The organism is Peribacillus sp. B65, assembly GCF_058513295.1.
In genome coordinates this window covers 3,256,412-3,273,665 of the sequence record NZ_CP195840.1, presented here as the reverse complement: position 1 = coordinate 3,273,665, position 17,254 = coordinate 3,256,412, and the positions used below count along the sequence as shown (strand labels likewise).

16 protein-coding genes and 1 riboswitch are annotated in these 17,254 nt (G+C 41.2%); of the genes, 9 read left to right on the top strand and 7 right to left on the bottom strand.

Annotated features, from left to right (window positions below):
* Positions 1-132 precede the first annotated feature (132 nt).
* The 8 genes from ACSR9O_RS16045 to ACSR9O_RS16010 all read left to right on the top strand — a co-directional run bounded on the left by ACSR9O_RS16045 (position 133) and on the right by ACSR9O_RS16010 (position 9,527).
* Positions 133-1,770, top strand: coding sequence for a spore germination protein (locus ACSR9O_RS16045; RefSeq protein ID WP_101223083.1), 1,638 nt, complete (start codon positions 133-135; stop codon positions 1,768-1,770).
* Entirely contained in the window at positions 1,760-2,986 is a 1,227-nt protein-coding gene (locus ACSR9O_RS16040) for a Ger(x)C family spore germination protein (protein WP_101223082.1), read from the top strand. Before ACSR9O_RS16045 ends, ACSR9O_RS16040 begins: the two co-directional genes overlap by 11 nt.
* A gap of 21 nt (positions 2,987-3,007) precedes the next feature.
* Positions 3,008-4,126, top strand: coding sequence for a GerAB/ArcD/ProY family transporter (locus tag ACSR9O_RS16035; RefSeq protein ID WP_491724695.1), 1,119 nt, complete (start codon positions 3,008-3,010; stop codon positions 4,124-4,126).
* A gap of 19 nt (positions 4,127-4,145) precedes the next feature.
* Positions 4,146-4,376 carry a YczF family membrane protein gene (locus ACSR9O_RS16030; RefSeq protein ID WP_101223080.1) on the top strand — a complete coding sequence of 77 codons (231 nt, stop codon included), beginning with the start codon at positions 4,146-4,148 and terminating at the stop codon, positions 4,374-4,376.
* Between the two features lie 168 nt (positions 4,377-4,544).
* Entirely contained in the window at positions 4,545-7,754 is a 3,210-nt protein-coding gene (locus ACSR9O_RS16025) for a DEAD/DEAH box helicase (RefSeq protein WP_491724694.1), read from the top strand.
* 208 nt (positions 7,755-7,962) lie between these two features.
* Positions 7,963-8,445, top strand: a complete 483-nt coding sequence (locus ACSR9O_RS16020; protein ID WP_230176671.1) for a DUF2975 domain-containing protein — start codon at positions 7,963-7,965, stop codon at positions 8,443-8,445.
* A gap of 10 nt (positions 8,446-8,455) precedes the next feature.
* Positions 8,456-8,677 carry a helix-turn-helix domain-containing protein gene (locus ACSR9O_RS16015; RefSeq protein ID WP_101223077.1) on the top strand — a complete coding sequence of 74 codons (222 nt, stop codon included), beginning with the start codon at positions 8,456-8,458 and terminating at the stop codon, positions 8,675-8,677.
* A 58-nt stretch (positions 8,678-8,735) separates the two neighbouring features.
* Positions 8,736-9,527 (top strand): DUF817 domain-containing protein, encoded by a 792-nt coding sequence (locus ACSR9O_RS16010; protein ID WP_491725479.1) that lies wholly within the window; start codon positions 8,736-8,738, stop codon positions 9,525-9,527.
* Positions 9,528-9,695: 168 nt separating this feature from the next.
* Here ACSR9O_RS16010 and ACSR9O_RS16005 read toward each other — a convergent pair whose 3' ends face one another.
* The 3 genes from ACSR9O_RS16005 to ACSR9O_RS15995 form a co-directional block, all read right to left on the bottom strand.
* Positions 9,696-10,010 carry a DMT family transporter gene (locus ACSR9O_RS16005; protein ID WP_034309447.1) on the bottom strand — a complete coding sequence of 105 codons (315 nt, stop codon included), beginning with the start codon at positions 10,008-10,010 and terminating at the stop codon, positions 9,696-9,698.
* Positions 10,010-10,351, bottom strand: coding sequence for a DMT family transporter (locus ACSR9O_RS16000; RefSeq protein ID WP_063232562.1), 342 nt, complete (start codon positions 10,349-10,351; stop codon positions 10,010-10,012). Before ACSR9O_RS16000 ends, ACSR9O_RS16005 begins: the two co-directional genes overlap by 1 nt.
* A 73-nt stretch (positions 10,352-10,424) precedes the next feature.
* Positions 10,425-10,525: riboswitch (guanidine-I (ykkC/yxkD leader) on the bottom strand.
* 285 nt (positions 10,526-10,810) lie between these two features.
* A complete protein-coding gene (locus tag ACSR9O_RS15995; RefSeq protein WP_101223076.1) occupies positions 10,811-11,782 on the bottom strand; it encodes a DMT family transporter in 972 nt (323 codons plus the stop codon).
* A gap of 486 nt (positions 11,783-12,268) precedes the next feature.
* On the opposite strand from ACSR9O_RS15995, the gene abrB reads away from it, so the two are divergent.
* Complete coding sequence (gene abrB / locus ACSR9O_RS15990) at positions 12,269-12,553, top strand: transition state genes transcriptional regulator AbrB (protein ID WP_053536026.1); 285 nt, start codon at positions 12,269-12,271, stop codon at positions 12,551-12,553.
* Positions 12,554-12,613: 60 nt separating this feature from the next.
* Here abrB and ACSR9O_RS15985 read toward each other — a convergent pair whose 3' ends face one another.
* The 4 genes from ACSR9O_RS15985 to ACSR9O_RS15970 form a co-directional block, all read right to left on the bottom strand.
* The gene (locus ACSR9O_RS15985) at positions 12,614-13,051 is read right to left on the bottom strand and encodes a GNAT family N-acetyltransferase (RefSeq protein ID WP_101223075.1); all 438 of its coding nucleotides are present in this window, start codon (positions 13,049-13,051) and stop codon (positions 12,614-12,616) included.
* Positions 13,052-13,391: 340 nt separating this feature from the next.
* A complete protein-coding gene (locus ACSR9O_RS15980) occupies positions 13,392-14,537 on the bottom strand; it encodes a Ger(x)C family spore germination protein (RefSeq protein WP_157831030.1) in 1,146 nt (381 codons plus the stop codon).
* Between the two features lie 4 nt (positions 14,538-14,541).
* Positions 14,542-16,026, bottom strand: coding sequence for a spore germination protein (locus ACSR9O_RS15975; RefSeq protein ID WP_101223073.1), 1,485 nt, complete (start codon positions 16,024-16,026; stop codon positions 14,542-14,544).
* A complete protein-coding gene (locus ACSR9O_RS15970) occupies positions 16,001-17,236 on the bottom strand; it encodes an endospore germination permease (RefSeq protein ID WP_491724693.1) in 1,236 nt (411 codons plus the stop codon). The genes ACSR9O_RS15975 and ACSR9O_RS15970 overlap by 26 nt, the downstream gene beginning before the upstream one ends.
* Positions 17,237-17,254: the final 18 nt, after the last annotated feature.

Genomic DNA, 17,254 nt, shown 5'->3' with positions numbered 1-17,254 from the left:
AACGGAAAATAACCGCCAAAGGCTGTCATTGCGACAGCCTTTTTCTTATGGAAGGAAGTAGGCTGAACTCAGAATAAAGGGGGAATGCTTTGGGCAAAATGAGTGAAACGAAAAAGGAATGAGGTTCGGAATATGGCTTCTTTTTTCAAACAAAAGAGACAAGTAAAGCAACGTGAAAAGAAGAAGGAAGATGAAAATCAATCCAAAAGCAAAACGCCAATTTATATTGAAAGTTCCCTTTCTGCCAATCTGGAAATCGTGAAGAAAAAGACGGGGAAAAGTCCTGACATCATTATCCGAACGTTGAAAATCGGTCAAAATCCAGAGATAAAAACAACTATTTTGTATGTGCAGGGTCTGATTGATAATCCTAGCGTAACGGACTTTTTAATTGAATCAATCATGAAAAATCCTCACCTATCAAAAAACATACTTCCACTGGAAGCATTGGAAATTATCTCTGAGGACGTGGTTTCCCTCGGTGGCGTGGAAAGGGTCACGGACTGGGAAAAACTATTTTTGACTTTATTATCAGGGGACAGCATCATTTTTGTTGATGGAGTAAACATCGCCCTGGTTGCCAGTACAAGAGGAGGAGAGAAGCGCTCGATTCAGGAACCGAGCACGCATTTGACTGTCCGGGGATCTAGGGAAGGGTTTACGGAATCGAATGGAACGAACATCGCCATGTTACGCCGCATCATCAATACCCCGGATTTATGGATAGAGTCGATGAAAATAGGCACTGTGACAAAAACGGACGTTTCCATCATGTATATAAATGGAATTGTCAAGGAAGGGATTGTCGAGGAGGTCAAGAAGCGCTTAAATCGTATTAACATCGATAGCATTCTTGAATCAGGATATATTGAACAATTGATAGAAGACCAGGTCATGACCCCATTCCCAACCCTTAACCATACAGAAAGACCGGATATGGTTGCGGGAAATCTTCTGGAAGGAAGAGTGGCGATATTCGTTAATGGAACGCCTTTCGTCTTGGTGGCCCCGGCAATATTCGTACAGTTTTTTCAATCTGTCGAAGACTACTATAATCGCTTTGACATTGCTTCTGCCACCCGTTTTTTACGGATCATCGTTTTCATCATCTCGATAGTCGGGCCGGCTGTCTATGTTGCAGCCACGACTTTTCATCAGGAAATGATTCCAACGAAGTTGCTGGTCATTGTAGCGGCCCAAAGGGAAACGGTTCCTTTGCCTGCCGTCGTTGAAGCGCTTCTTATGGAAATGACCTTTGAAATATTACGGGAAGCAAGTCTTCGGATGCCAAAGGCTGTAGGTTCGACGATGTCCATTGTCGGGGCACTGGTCATTGGGCAGGCGGCCGTCCAGGCTGGTATCGTATCGCCGGCAATGGTCATCATCGTCTCGATCACGGCGATTGCCAGTTTTGCAACCCCTTCTTATGCCATAGCAATATCTGCCCGCATTGTCCGGTTCGGATTCATCATTTGTGCCGGCACATTAGGTTTTTATGGGATGATTTTAGCCTTTATCGTTCTCATCGTCCATTTATGCAGCCTGCGTTCACTTGGAGTTCCTTATATGACACCGCTCGCCCCTCTGAATCCTGAAGGGCTGGGCGACACATTCTTCAGAAGACCTATGTGGGCATTCAAGGAAAGGCCTAAATTTTTAACCAACGAAAATAATCTGATAAGGGAAGGCGACAATCAAAGACCACTGCCTCCTGAATCGCGTGGAATGAAAACTTCTGACGAGAAAAAAGGTGAAGGCAATGAATCGTAAAAGATTAGTTCCGCTCTTGATGATGTTGATCGCCACCACATTCACTACTGGCTGCTGGGATAAAACAGAGTTAAACGAAATGGCCATCGTCTCTGCGGTTGGACTCGATAGAAATAAAGAAGGAAAGTTAGTGGGAACGTTCCAAATCATTAATCCAAGCAATGTAGCGGGAGCTCTTCAGGGCGGAGGCGGAACGAATCCACCGATATCCATTTATAGGGCTGCTGGAAATAATATACTTGAACTAGATAATATCGCTTCAACTAAAATCTCCCGAGATATGTATTTTGCCCATGCCAACCTGGTTGTCATCGGTGAGGAACTAGCAAAAGAAGAGGGCCTCAACGATATTTTCGACGCATTTGAGCGCTCCCCGGAATTCAGGGCAACTACGAGGATCGTGATTGCCCGGGGTGTGAAAGCAAGGGATATTGTCGAAACGTTAACCGCAATCGATAAGGTATCTGCTGAGAAAGTCATTAGGACGATTGAAACCACTGAAAAAACCCAGGGGAAAAATATTAGCATCAATCTCCAAGAAGTGATCAAGAATCTGCTTAGTACCGGAAAAGAACCGATAATAAGCGGTTTTACCGTGAAAGGAAACACAGGTAAAGAGGATAAAATGGAGAATACCATGTCCTCGGATATTGAGGCAAACCCTAATGCAGCAGGGATAGGTGTTTTTAAAGATGGGAAATTGATTGACTGGCTGGATGGCGCTAAGGCAATAGGATCAATGTGGGTATTGGATAGGATTGAAAATACCCATTTAAACCTTGATTGGGAGGGGGAAAAAGACGCAATCACCTATTCAGTTATTCGCCAAAAAACCAACGTCGGGGCAAAATTGGTAAACGGCAAACCGAAAATATCGATAAAGGTCCATGCAGAGGGAGATATCCGGGAGGTGAATGTTCCTTTGAATCTAACCGATATGCATGTTCTGATAGATATTGAAAAGAAGTTAGCGAAAGAATTGAAGAAGGAGATGGAAGATGCGATCGTTCGGGCACAAAAAAATAAATCCGATATTTTTGGCTTTGGGGAGCTCATGCACGAATCCCATCCGAAAGAATGGAAGAAGTTGGAGAAAAATTGGGACGATGATTCTTTTCCTAAACTGGAAGTTGATGTGCAGGTAGAAACTTTCATTCGCCGTACCGGATTACGTAATAAACCGTATCTTTCGAATTTAAAAAAGGATGATCAATAAAGGAAAGGAAGTGGCATCCTTATGGAAAAGGCAAATATCAGCGGTTACCAGCTGTTCGTCCTTATTTTCCTGTTTGAAATGGGCAGTGCACTTTTGGTTGGGCTTGCAGGTGAAGCCAAGCAGGCTGCCTGGCTGGTCATCCTTATCGCGATGATAGGCGGATTTTTATTATTTTTCATTTATTATGGCCTTTTTCAATACTACCCTGATCAGTTGTTAACGGAATTTGTACGAAATATATTGGGGAATTTTCTAGGCAGGATCGTAGCTTTTCTATACATCCTTTATTTCATCTATCTTGCTGCAAGGGTGCTGAGGGATTTCGGAGATACGCTGCTTACTTTTGCCTATCCTCGTATTCCGTTATTTGTTGCGAACGCTGTATTCATTTTAGTCGTAGTGTATACGGTCCGTAAAGGGATAGAAGTATTGACGAGGACGGGGGAACTATTCTTTGTCTTGGAGAATTTACTTTTAATGACCTTCATGCTTCTGATTATTGCTTCAGGCATGATCCATTTAAACAACTTAAAACCCATTTTTGAAATCAGCGGGACAGAGATGATGAAAATGGGTTTCACTAAAACCGTATTCTTTCCATTTGGCGAGATCATAGTGTTTTTAATGATTTTCCCTTATTTAAATGAACCTCAGCGACTGAAAAAAATTGGGATATGGAGCTTGGCGACAAGCGGTATTTTTCTCGCGATAATAATGGCTGTGAATGTTGCTGTACTTGGGGTGGACCTTACAACACGTTCGCAATACCCTCTTCTTACCCTTATTCAGTCCATAGAGGTCGCGGGCTTTCTCGAACGTCTCGATGTGTACTTTTTGTTTTTGTTGATGATTGGCGGGTTCATCAAGATAAGTGTATTTACTTATGTGGCGGTAACGGGTACGGCGAATATTTTCAATGTTAAACAGCCCTCCAGACTTGCATACCCTGTTGGCTTTGTCATTTTACTGATTTCCATAATAATAGCAAGCAGCTATACGGAACATATGCATGAAGGGCTAGATGCCGTACCAAATTACATCCATCTGCCATTTCAGGTGATCATTCCGTTGCTTCTCTTGATCATTGCCTTTTTTAAGAATCGAAAAAAAAGGAAGACAAGCACCAAAAAAAGTTCCTGAAAGGCGGAGTTGATCAAAAATGAAATTCTTCGGTATTACGCTTTTGCTTCTAATCCCTTTAGTGGTCATATCTTTAGGTATGGATATTCTATTGGGATTTGATTTGGATAATTCAATCAAGCATGCCTTTAACCCATTTTTGGTGAAGGACCCCGCTGAACTTATCCTTTTTTTCATTCTTTTTGCATTCCTTGTGTTCAGCTTCTTTTATCGAAAAAAAAAGAAAGGCAACGCCAAAGGACAACAATGATGGTGCAAATTCGCCTTGCTGAAATAGAGATGAACTCCGAATTTGGGAGTTTGTCTTTTTGCTTTTTTCCACCTTGCAAACGCATTTCATAGTATGATGATTAAATGAGATATTTTCAGCGGAATGTAAAATCATTCAACAACAAAACCCCGGGAGGAGGACGGCAACTTGGATATCAAATTGAATCAAAAAATCATAAAAGACATGTGCGGGGCCGTCTCCTTCAAAAGAGGGGAAGCTTTTCAGCGTGCCAATAAAGTGAAATTTGAAAGCTACCGTCAAGATGGTTGTGAAGCAACGGTTAAAGGCAAGGAAGACTTCCATGTCACGATTGAAGCGGATGCTGTCGGCGGATTTCAGACGAAATGCAGCTGTCCTACGCTAGCTTCCTTCCATCGGGATTGTCAGCATATTGCAGCCGTCCTGCTGTCGGTTTACGACCATCAGCAAGGTGGAACGATCCCTGAGGGCCTGCATTCAACCGTTTCTAATGCTTCAGCCAATAAGCAGTTGTCAGAGGGCTTGCTGACCCTTTTCGATAATCAGCCTGTCCGCAAAAGCGGCCATCAGCGCCACTTTGAAAATAGAAAGGTGCTTGAAGCAGAGTTTACGTGCAAACCAGTATGGATGGGCACGGACCAATATATGTTAGGACTGGAAATGAAAATCGGTGCTTACAATGTGTCGAATATTCGGGATTTCCTGAAGAAAGTTAAAGACGGAAAATCTGCCGAAGTGTCCCATTCATTTATATATGACCCGATATTGCATTGTTTTCAGAATGAAAATGATTCCGTGCTTCAGGAACTCATTACGGTGATATCGGATGAAAAAGTCTATGTTGACGCCCTGATGGATAAATCTGAATATACATTGGATAATCATTTATTACTTTTGTCTCCATCTTCTTTTCGAAGGCTTGTACCCATCCTTGAAGTAGCGCCAATGGTGAAGCTTGCCTATGGTAGCCTTACATTCAATGGCTTTCGTTTATCGAATGGACCGCTTCCTTTACAGTTTGAATTTACCGAAAGCGAGGTCAAAGGATATCAACTGAATATTAAAAGGCTGCACGAAATGATCGTCATGAATGAATACACATTGGTTCTATTTGAAGGGAAATTGGTTCAGCTTGAAGATGGGGATTTCCAACGCCTTTCAGAGTTGAAGCAAATGATGGAGGATTCGGGGATGGATCAAATTCCAATCCATCATGACCAGCTGGAACTATTCCTGGACAAAGTGGTACCAGGTTTGAAAAAACTCGGTGAAGTTCATATAGCAAGAACCATCACCGAATTGTTTTTGAAGACACCGCTGGTTGCAAAGCTATACTTGGATCGAGTAAAAAACAGGCTGCTTGCGGGGCTGGAATTTCACTATGAAAATATCGTGATCAACCCTTTGGAAAAGCAGGAGTCAAAGGTTATAAGGGATGTTGAGAAGGAGTCGGAGATACTGAAGCTGATGGAGGATAGCCAGTTTGCCAAGACGGACGGCGGCTATTTCTTGCATAATGAAGAGTTGGAGTATGAGTTTTTGTACCACATCGTTCCGAAACTCCAAAAGCTGGTACAAATCTATGCCACGACGGCAGTAAGAAACCGGATTTCCCGTGGAAATGCTGCACCGCGCATAAGGGTTAATATTAAAAAAGAACGTACTAATTGGCTCGAATTCAAATTTGAAATGGAAGATATCCCGGATAAACAAATTCGTGAGGTCTTAGCAGCGCTTGAAGAAAAGAGGAAGTACTATCGTTTAAGGAATGGATCGCTGCTTTCCCTTGAAACAAGGGAATACGAGGAAATCAATCGTTTTCTGAATGCACTTCCTGTACAGGATGAAGACCTGGAGAGCACGCTGAACATGCCAATCGTAAAAGGGCTTCAGCTCCTTGATTCCGTGAATGACAGCCAAACATTCACAATGGAGGAGTCATTCCGTCAGTTTTTGGATAACATCGGGAATCCGGGCTCCTTGGAGTTCACGGTGCCAAATAGTCTAGTCCCTATCTTGCGCGAGTATCAAAAAAACGGCTATAAATGGATGAAAATACTTGCCCAATACAGTTTTGGCGGAATTCTTGCTGATGATATGGGACTGGGAAAAACACTGCAAAGCATCGCTTTCATTTTATCCGAGCTGCCTGACATCCGTGAGAATAGGGTTCCGGCGCTTATTGTCTGCCCATCATCATTGACCTACAATTGGCTGAGCGAATTCACTAAATTCGCTCCTGATATACAAGCCGTCGTCATTGATGGCGACAAGACGGAAAGGACGAAGCTGCTTAAGGAAGCGAAGGATGTGGATGTAGTGATCACCTCTTATCCATTGCTCCGGAAAGACATCGCATCGTTTGAAAAGCCGGACTTCCATACGGTGTTTTTCGATGAGGCACAGGCCTTTAAGAACCCAGTGACACAAACGGCACGAGCGGCCAAGAAGATAAATGCTGCACATCGCTTCGCGTTGACTGGTACGCCTATCGAGAATTCACTAGAAGAGCTCTGGTCCCTTTTCCACGTCGTATTCCCTGAACTATTCATGGGGTTAAAGGAGTATAGCAATCTCTCAAGGAAGCAGATTTCCCGCAGGATCCGCCCATTTTTGCTGCGGAGAATGAAAGAGGACGTGCTAGGTGAACTTCCGGAAAAAATCGAGTCGCTGGAATCGATGGAACTGCTTCCTGATCAGAAGAAACTGTACGGCGCCTATCTGGCGAAGCTGCGGCATGATACGCTGAAACACCTGGATAAGGACACCCTCCGGAAAAATCGGATCAGGATCCTCGCTGGCTTGACCCGGCTTAGGCAAATATGCTGTCACCCCGCCTTGTTTGTGGACGGATATAAAGGCAGTTCAGCTAAATATGAGCAACTGATGCAAATTGTCGAAGAATCGAAGCATTCTGGAAGACGGGTGCTGATTTTCTCGCAATTTACAAAGATGCTTCAAATTATCGGCAGGGATTTGGCCATGAAGGGACAACCTTTTTTCTACCTGGATGGACAAACCCCATCAAAGGAACGTGTGGAAATCTGCAATCGATTTAATGAAGGAGAGCGGGATATATTCCTCATTTCATTGAAAGCGGGAGGTACGGGTCTCAACCTGACAGGTGCCGATACAGTCATTCTATATGACCTTTGGTGGAATCCGGCAGTTGAAGAACAAGCCGCGGACCGTGCCCATCGAATGGGACAGAAGAATGCTGTTCAAGTCATCAAACTTATTGCCCGTGGCACAATCGAAGAAAAAATGAATGAACTTCAAGAGAAAAAGAGACACCTTATTGAAGAAATCATCGACCCTGGAGACAAATCGTCGTCTGCACTTACAGAAGAGGATATCAGGGAAATCTTGATGATATAAGGGAACAGCTGAAGGTAATCTTATTAATGAATTGAATAGTTCAATTATGGAGCATTCCTTTGTAAATGGAGGAGTGCTTCTTTTATTTTTAAAAGAAAAGGATATTACGGTAACAATAATAATATAATAAAAAACAACAATGTTTTATTGTAAAACGATAAAAATTGTGTTAAATTCAAATTGATAAAAAATAAATGAGGTGCTTTTTATGAAACAAGTGTCAACGATCTTTTTGAAGATAGCCGTTATTCTTATTGGAATGCCGATTCTTGCTTTGTGCATCTTTGTGGTGCCTGAGATTGCGAATTTTGCAGCAGAATTATATCCGGATATGACTTATTTGAAATATCTCGTTTTAATCGATTTGTATGCATCGGCGATACCTTTTTACTTCGCTCTATATCAAGCCTTTAAACTTTTAAGCTATATTGACAAGAACAAAGCTTTCTCGGAATTATCTGTAAGAGCTTTAAAGACAATAAAAAATTGTGCAATCACAATCAGCAGCTTGTATGTGGTAGGAATGCCGCTCTTTTATCTCATTGCGGAGATGGACGACGCCCCAGGCATCATAGTAATCGGATTGGTCATCATTTTTGCTTCAATGGTGATTGCAGTCTTTGCTGCTGTTCTTCAAAGGCTTTTGCAAGAGGCCATCGATATAAAATCAGAAAATGACTTAATAGTCTGAGGTGAATAAAATGGCAATTATAATCAATATTGATGTAATGCTGGCTAAAAGGAAAATGAGTGTTACAGAACTTTCTGAGAGGGTTGGAATAACGATGGCTAACCTTTCCATATTGAAAAATGGCAAGGCAAAAGCGATTCGATTATCAACTTTAGAGGCGATTTGCAAGGCGTTAGAATGTCAACCCGGAGATATTTTAGAATACCGTAATGATGAAGACACCCAAGGATAATGGTAAAGGGGAGTAAAACATGAATTTTTTAACCATTAAAAAAATGGAGACACCAATCATGCGAGCACTAAAACAACTCTTTCGGTTTGGTTGGGAGCAGGCCCTGTCATGTTTGTTTCCTGCCGTTATTTTTGCTTCTTTGGCTATTACAAAATTCATTCCGCTTCCCTTCCTGCCGCGGTATGACTGGCTGCTCATCATCTGCCTTCTGATGCAGTGGTGGATGCTGCGTTCCGGGCTTGAAACACGGGATGAACTAAAGGTTATCACATTGTTCCACCTTATTGGACTTGCTCTTGAACTTTTCAAGGTACATATGGGCTCCTGGACTTATCCAGAGGAAGGTATTTTTAAGATCTTTGGAGTGCCTCTGTATAGCGGATTCATGTACGCAAGTGTAGCGAGTTATCTTTGCCAGGCGTGGAGGAGGTTAAAGGTTGAACTGTTCAAGTGGCCGCCGTTTTTTGTCGTTGTATCTCTTGCAGCTGCGATTTATTTGAATTTTTTCACCCACCATTATTGGATTGATGTTCGTTGGTGGTTATCTGGACTTGTCATCATCGTCTTTTGGCGGTCATGGGTCACATACGAGGTTGGTGGAGCTCGATATCGTATGCCAATCGCGCTTTCTTTTGTGCTCATCGGATTTTTTATATGGATAGCCGAAAATATCGCAACGTTCTTTGGGGCATGGGAATATCCAAACCAAACCGATGCATGGAGTCTTGTTCATCTAGGAAAGGTAAGCTCATGGCTCTTATTAGTAATTGTTAGCTTTCTTATAGTAGCGACGCTAAAGCAGGTTAAAGGGAAAGATTCCACTAAGATGGATGCTAATCATTTTTTATAAAATGACTTCACACAAGAAAATAAATAAGTAAAGACGACACATTAATTCGATATATCAAAATTGTGTCGTCTTTGTTTTTCTATGCTTTTATATACTAGATAACATAATGGTAATGCGGTGTCATATTCCGAATTTCTATAGACAAAAGAAAATCACCTTCACTCATTTTTATGAAACAAGTTTTAATCCCACTGCTGCGCCAAGGACCATGGCTATAAAAACGACTCTTCGCCAATCTTTGGATTCCCCATATAATAGCATCCCGATTATCGCTCCGCCTGATGCGCCGATTCCTGTCCAGATAGCATAAGCAGTCCCCATCGGCAAGGTTTTCATGGCATAAGCAAGAAAAAGGAAACTTGCTCCAAATCCGATGAACAACAGCAGCAAGGATTGCCAATTACGGTCTTTGTGCAATTTATTTATCATCGCAACCCCAAACATTTCGAATAGCCCCGCTAAGATTAAAGAGACCCAAGCCATTATGATTCATCCCCTTTCTCTGCCTTATCATCAGTCACTAGCTTCAAGCCAATCACCCCTGATAATAAAAGGAGGATCAATAGCGTTTTGCTCAGCTTGAAGGATTCTCCAAAGAAAATGATTTCTGAAAAAACGGTACCGGCTGTCCCCATACCGACAAAAACGGCATATACCGTACCGACAGGAAGCTTCCTGCCAGCCATTATCATCAAGTAAAAACTGATGATGATCGAAATGACCGTTCCAGACCAAGTCCAAAAGTCATCTGCATGTTTTAAGCCAATCACCCAAAATACTTCAAAAAAAGCTGCAATGAATACTTTAATCCAGTTTGTGCTCATGAAATATCGCACCTCCGATTTTATTCTTTACCAAAAAAAACAAAAAAAGCCCAAGAGATAACTGTTAAACAGTTTCTCCCAGGCTTTTATCCTTCCGTGACACAGCATGCTGTGAGTTTTCTCTCGGACCAGACCAGCAATAAGACGCACTGCGGAACCCTAGAAAACCTTTGACATATGCAATTACCTTTCATTATACATACTTTTTGAACTTACTCAAGGTAAAAATTTTTTTGCCAAGGCAATGCCCAATTTGGACTAATATGGCAAATGCCCCGTAACGTTTGCAGCAGAGATGACTGAAAAGTTTAATGATAAAAATGGAAGGTGAGCTGTTTGCCACTTTAAAAAACCATCAATTTATCATGACCTGTCAATGGAAAAAAAGAACGTAGTCAGTTTCTGTTTTCAAGTCAAAAAAGCCCCGAAATCTTATCCGGGGCTTTTTTGACTTGCTATTTAGGCACTCACTGTCCGTTTCCTGGATGAACCTTCTTTTTTATGTGAAACATAGCTATGCAGGATCATTCCTATGATGACGATAAAGATACCGAACCACGATAACGGAGAAGGGATAGGTAAAGATAGGAATAGTAATTCGCCGGCGAGGGCAAAAAGGACCTCCATCGATTGTGTAGCTTCGACTGAAGCTAATTTCTGCATATTTCCACTTACCAAATCGGTCGCTTTGAAAAAAAGGACTGTGGCAATGACACCTGAAAATAGTGCGACCAAAAGGGATTGGAAACTCTGCATCTTCGTCGGTGCCCCTACTGTAAAGAAACCGTACAATGAAAGCAGGAACCAGAATGGCAAACTCGCCAAAGTCATTCCCAATACACGCTGGTAAGCATCTAAACGACCTTCGGATACTTCCATCATTTTGCGATTTCCCAAAGGATATGCAAACGAAGCGATGACGATTGGAATCACTCCCAGCCAAAGATTGGCCATTGAAATGTGTTTAGTATGTTCCAGTTGCATCAGGATGATCCCAAGCAGAATGATCATGGACATGAGGAGGCCTTTCACAGAAACCCTTCCTCTTTGCCTTTCGATCCCATCTTTCGTTTGGACACTTTCAAAAAACAGCGGCGCAAGCAGCGCACCCGAAATGATCGTGATTTGCCAAGTGCCGGCGATCAGCCAGCCAGGTGAGTAGGCGGACGCAAAGCATAAAGGAGCATAAAATAACCCAAATCCGACAAAACTCCAAAGCAGCCAAGGACCTGGCTTTTCTCTCATCACTTGTAAAAGGGGACGCAGGTTTTTTCTGCTCAATACGATACACAACAGAAATGGCACCATGAAGAAATAACGCAGCGAAGCACTCCAAATCCAACTTCCGCCAGACAACTCCATGGCCTGATTCAAAACAAACGTAAATGCAAAAAAGAAAGCAGAACAAATACCTAATATAATCGGACGCAATTGACTCACCTCAATCTGTTTTATGAGTCAGTAAGACTCTGGAAGGATGGCAATCGTTTCGGCTTTCTGAATCCACTGTTTTAAAAGCGGAATGAATTTTCGGAATATTATAAGCGATCAATTTAAATTTTCCTTCAAAAGCAAAAGAAAATCAACAGGATTCTTTTAAGCTAGTGAAATTCATTCTTCATGATTCGACATGACATAAAAAGAATGCTTGTTGGAATTAAATGAAGGCGTTTCCATTTCAATATCCATTTTAACAATATATACCAACTAAAGAAGCGGGAAACGTTGTCATGACGCGTGTTATGAAGGTATTACTAATATTTTATATAAAAATCATATAGAGGCAGATAATATATGAAGATACGAGAATTGACGAATATGGTAGGTAGTGGTATCTTAATAGAAGTGCAAATAATGTCGAATGGTGACGAAATATATAAATGCAACATTCGCAAGAAAGTTAGTGGGGTAAATTAAATGAAATCTACAGGTATTGTACGTAAAGTTGACGAATTAGGACGGGTAGTCATTCCAATTGAACTGCGCCGAACATTAGGAATTAATGAGAAGGACGCTCTGGAGATTTATGTAGAACAAGAGCGCATCATCCTTCAAAAATATAAACCAAACATGACTTGTCAGGTTACAGGTGAAGTTTCCGATGACAATATGAAACTTGCTGACGGTAAATTAATACTTAGCCCTGAAGGTGCCGAACTTCTAATTAAAGAAATTCAAGCCAGCATGGAAACTGCTAAATAATTAATATGCTAGATTAATAGCATCCAAGTGTAGGGAGGTTTTCCCTACACTTTTTTTATATTAAATGGTGAAATAATAAAAATGATTCGATTCACGGACGAAACCAATTTTTTCATAAAGCTTCTGTGCATTAACATTATCCTTACCTGTCTCCAGTGAAACCCCTTTGGCACCTGTTTCCCGTGCAAATGTGATGGCCGCGTTCAATAACTCCTCGCCAAATCCCTTTTTGCGGGCGGACTCCCTCACGAATAAATCATTCAATACCCATGACCGCATCATACTGACAGACGAAAAAGAAGGATACAATTGTACAAAACCAATTGGATTTCCTTCATCAAACGCCATAAAAACCACAGACTCCCCATTTGTCAGCCTTTCCCTTAAAAACTCGCTTGCACGACCAGGATCGGATGCTTGCTCATAAAACACTCTGTATAAATCAAAAAGTTCCGTCAGTGATTCCAGCTCATGTAATGTAGCCTTTTGTATGCTCATAAATGGACCCTCCAATTGTTAGAATACTCTAAATTTACCATTTAATCATACTTCCCGCCAAATTCAGGACCACATTTTCCGGCGCCAAAAATCAGGATGGAGCCTAAAAAGGCACCATCCTACATGAAAAGGGCTATTAAACCCAAGTTGGGCTGTAAACTCATGGATTATAAGCGATAATACGTCAAATGCAGCAGCAAACTCACGAATTATAAGCTTTTACTTGTGAGTTTTGGCAATTTACTCGTGAAATTAGAACAAATACTCGTGAGTTTGGCCGATTTACTCGTGAAAGGAGCATCATCAAATTGGGACCTAAAATAATAAATCAAATCCTTCATTACTCGAGTGGTTTAGCTTCTAAACCGCCTGTATTAAGGATGTGAACATTAACGTTTATATCATGTAGTGAATCGTTATCTAAGTAGTCCTTCGGATCATTTATATGATTCTTTTGCCAGTATTTTGTCTCTTTGATATAAAGGATTTTACCTAAGCTTAAAGGATCCGCGTTCTTTTGAATCCCTGTCATGAAGGTTGTTTGGATTTCTTTTTTTATTTGGCTTTCGAATTTCCGTTTTATTTTATCGATATCCATTTGTGTATCAAGCCCCAGTATCTTACCTGATACATCAACGTCAATATTGAATTTGTACTTTCCATCCATGAGAACAGGCTTTACTTGATAATGCGGATGGGAGAAAGAGGCATAGATGTCTTGCTTATTCATGTTAATATTTAAGGGTGTTTTGTTGGTCCTTTTATTGAGCCAGCGTAAACCGCTCAAATCCTTTTCAGAGAACCAGGGCTGGGACACTTTATAATAAATGACAAATGCACCATCCATAAAGAGACTTTTTCTTTTTTTATCCTTTTCCTTCCATACTTTATCGTTCCAGGAAATGGAGGGCAGGATGGTTGTGGATGCTTTTTCCCGCTGGTTAGAATAATACTTTTGGACCGTAATGGGTTGGATGAATGATCGATTCCGGTAGACATCCTCAGGTAAATATAATGTCGTGTATAAAGGCGATAAATTAAAATAACCATTAATGGAGAAAAGCTCATCCATGGAACTTTTTGTGGCAAAGATATTGGCAGAGTACCTAAGTAACTGGTTTCTGTATATATAATCCACTATTTCTGTACTTTGCTGCTTCAAAACATTTTCACTGATGACAAATGTGGAAACATGACCTATATAGAGAGACTGTTGAGTATTGCGCATTAGTTTATTAATGGCGATCGAGATGGAACGCGCTTTTTGTTTCCCTACATATACGGGCGGGGCTTGAGTGGGTTTTGCCTCCGTTTTAGCTACCGCAGAGAAGTCCACAAGTTGCGTATAAACAATGTATTCCCCATCTTTGAAATCTATCCCGATGGCCGTTATATAATGAAAGTCCTGGATCGTTTTTTCATCCCAGCAGCCTGAAAGTAAAAGGAATAGAGGGATGGTTAATAATATTTTGCAGATGCGGAACATGGCCTTACTGCCCCTTTCTGGTCTTATCATTAGCTGCCAAGGATCGTTTGCTCATGGAATTCCATGGCCTCTTTATGAATGAATCCAGTAGTTTAGTGAATATTGGCGGGTTCATTCCGCCAATATATGAAATCCCGAATGAATCAAGCCTGGATAGTAAAGTGACAATGGAAAGGAAACCGATTATCGTGCCATAGATTCCATAAATACAGCTTAGTAACAGCACAAACATGCGCAGAATCGTTACGGCCCCTGTTAAAGACTGGTTTACAAGAGTATAAGATGCGACAGAGGTTACGGCAGTAACCACAAGCATGGTTTGTGAGGTCAGTCCGGCCCTTATCGCGGCATCACCGACAATGAGTCCGCCTACAACAGCAACTGTCTGCCCAACCGCTTTAGGTAACCTGACTCCGGATTCGCGGAATAATTCAAATAAAATGAGCATGAGAATGAATTCCATGGTGGCGGATAAGGGAAGTCCAAGCCTTGAAAGGGTGATGGTGGCCAATAACGGGAACGGCACCTGTTCAATGTTGAAAGCGGAAATGGATATCCAAAACCCCGGCAATAAAATGGTAATGCCAAGCCCCATAAAGCGAAGCAGTCGCTCAAGACTTACAAATAGATAAGGAAGATTCGAATCTTCTGCTGTTTTTATTTGCAATAATAATGTAGAAGGAGCCACGATTATTGTTGGCATTCCGTCCACGATTAGAATGAATCTTCCTTGATTGAGTGCTTCCACTACAAAGTCGGGGCGACTTGTATAATGAGTGAGTGGAAATATACTAAATTTACTGTTAGTGATCAATTCCTCCAATTGTTGGCTGCTCACCAATATATCAATATCAATGGAGTTAATCTTGGACCTCACATTTTTAACGAGTTCTTTATCAATGATGTCATCCATGTACATTAGTGCGACTTTCGTTTGACTGCGCCTGCCGACAATAAAGTCTTCATAGGCGAGCGATTTTGTTTTTAGCCGCTTTCTGATTAAAGCGGTATTTATGGATAAATCCTCGACAAATCCATCTCTTGGTCCTCTTACAGAGACCTCGAAGGAAGACTCCTCAGGCTGCCTGTTCGGAACATTGGACAAATTTATTGAAAATAACTTTTGGGTTGATGGAATGAATAATAAGGCATTCCCGGAGAAAATCAGCTGCTGGACGCTATTGAATTCACTATCAATTGTCACTTTAGTCAAATCTATCAATGGTTTTAGCTTGTTGAATGCCTCTTCTTCATCGATTCTCTCATCCAATTCCATCATTTTGTTTAACTTTTCCAAAATCCCCTCGTTCAGTAAACTGATATCGGTCATACCCGAGCAATAAAAGATAAGGACAGGAATGGGCCTTTCGGTTTCTCCAATATAAATCGTGTCAAATATGATATCCGAGCTTGAACTGAATAACTCCCGAAATGTCTCCTCCTTTAATTCAGGCAGGGTTGGTTCATTTTTGGATCGTTTCATTCTCATGTCGTTTACCCTCCTTAGATCTAATGAACGTGCCGATAAACAAAAAGGCGGACAAAAGTAACAGGAAATAAAAAGCGCCAGGATAATAAAAAGTTTGGGTCACATGCAAAAACTTGAAATTACTGAATGGTACGATGGAGATGACGACCATGAGAAAGCCGACAGCGAAAAGAATTCCTACCTTCATTTTTTCAGTTTTCCTATTAAAGATTTCCGTTATTAAGAATAATGCCAGTGAAACACGGATATAGGCACCAGCAAGCCATTGATAAATGGAAAAGAAATCTGTATGTTCGATATATTTTCCAATAGTCAGCAGACGCCACTGTTCATAGGCAGGGTACCTCATGGCTTCGGCTAAGGTCGGTCCGAATTCGGCAATTGCAGCTGTTAATGGTCCTAGAAGTAAAAACACTAAACCGAGGCATATGAAAACCAATACTTTCCGACTGATTTTATCAGTAAGCTTTTCCTGGAAAAAAGCGATTAAAATCAGTTCGGCAAGACCATAACCAGAATATTTCATGGCTTTAACGCCATGAAAATAGCCATTCTCGAAAAGGGGAAGGAGGTGGCTATAGTCTTTTGTCGGTATATTTCCGGTCGCAACAAACATGCCAAGAATGACGACTATTGGCAATAATACAGAAGAGCAAATGGCGATGGAGCGCATACCTGAATGGGCAAGGAAGATGCAAAGCAGTGTAAACGGAATGATAATCGCTAAACTTGGGGTTTCAAAAAGAAAGCTTGTCGTGATCCAATCAATCGTTTCCTTTGTGGTGGCCAATACAAGACTGATCAGATAAATCACGATAAAGAATAAAACGATATTTTTAATAGGATTACCAAATCTATTTTCAAGCCAATTTGTCAGGGATTGATTATTCATATTCTTGATTATCCTCGATAATATGTAGACCCAAACCGGTATCAATCCAATAGTCAGGATAGAAAAAAACCAAGAATCCCTTCCGCCGGTGGATAGAAGGAAAGGGATCAACATAACGTGATTTAGAAGGCCGATTGATAAAAAGAAGATGCTAAGAGTTTGTATCGATCTGATTTTCTTCAAGATGATCCTTTCCCCATTTCCATTGTTTAAAGATTGTATTAATGCAAATGCCATTCTTTTGTTATGGTTGCTAAATATGGAAATAGTATACGTGATAATGATTGGATTAATATTCCTGATGATTAATGAAAGCATGTGCAGGCTTGCAAAACA

Coding starts and splice junctions, on each gene's coding strand:
- abrB (WP_053536026.1), top strand. CDS start 12,269: ATGAAATCTACAGGTATTGTACGTAAAGTTGACGAATTAGGACGGGTA.
- ACSR9O_RS16030 (WP_101223080.1), top strand. CDS start 4,146: ATGAAATTCTTCGGTATTACGCTTTTGCTTCTAATCCCTTTAGTGGTC.
- ACSR9O_RS15970 (WP_491724693.1), bottom strand. CDS start 17,236: ATGCTTTCATTAATCATCAGGAATATTAATCCAATCATTATCACGTAT.
- ACSR9O_RS16035 (WP_491724695.1), top strand. CDS start 3,008: ATGGAAAAGGCAAATATCAGCGGTTACCAGCTGTTCGTCCTTATTTTC.
- ACSR9O_RS16005 (WP_034309447.1), bottom strand. CDS start 10,010: ATGGCTTGGGTCTCTTTAATCTTAGCGGGGCTATTCGAAATGTTTGGG.
- ACSR9O_RS15985 (WP_101223075.1), bottom strand. CDS start 13,051: ATGAGCATACAAAAGGCTACATTACATGAGCTGGAATCACTGACGGAA.
- ACSR9O_RS15980 (WP_157831030.1), bottom strand. CDS start 14,537: ATGTTCCGCATCTGCAAAATATTATTAACCATCCCTCTATTCCTTTTA.
- ACSR9O_RS16000 (WP_063232562.1), bottom strand. CDS start 10,351: ATGAGCACAAACTGGATTAAAGTATTCATTGCAGCTTTTTTTGAAGTA.
- ACSR9O_RS16020 (WP_230176671.1), top strand. CDS start 7,963: ATGAAACAAGTGTCAACGATCTTTTTGAAGATAGCCGTTATTCTTATT.
- ACSR9O_RS16015 (WP_101223077.1), top strand. CDS start 8,456: ATGGCAATTATAATCAATATTGATGTAATGCTGGCTAAAAGGAAAATG.
- ACSR9O_RS15975 (WP_101223073.1), bottom strand. CDS start 16,026: ATGAGAATGAAACGATCCAAAAATGAACCAACCCTGCCTGAATTAAAG.
- ACSR9O_RS16045 (WP_101223083.1), top strand. CDS start 133: ATGGCTTCTTTTTTCAAACAAAAGAGACAAGTAAAGCAACGTGAAAAG.
- ACSR9O_RS16040 (WP_101223082.1), top strand. CDS start 1,760: ATGAATCGTAAAAGATTAGTTCCGCTCTTGATGATGTTGATCGCCACC.
- ACSR9O_RS16010 (WP_491725479.1), top strand. CDS start 8,736: ATGCGAGCACTAAAACAACTCTTTCGGTTTGGTTGGGAGCAGGCCCTG.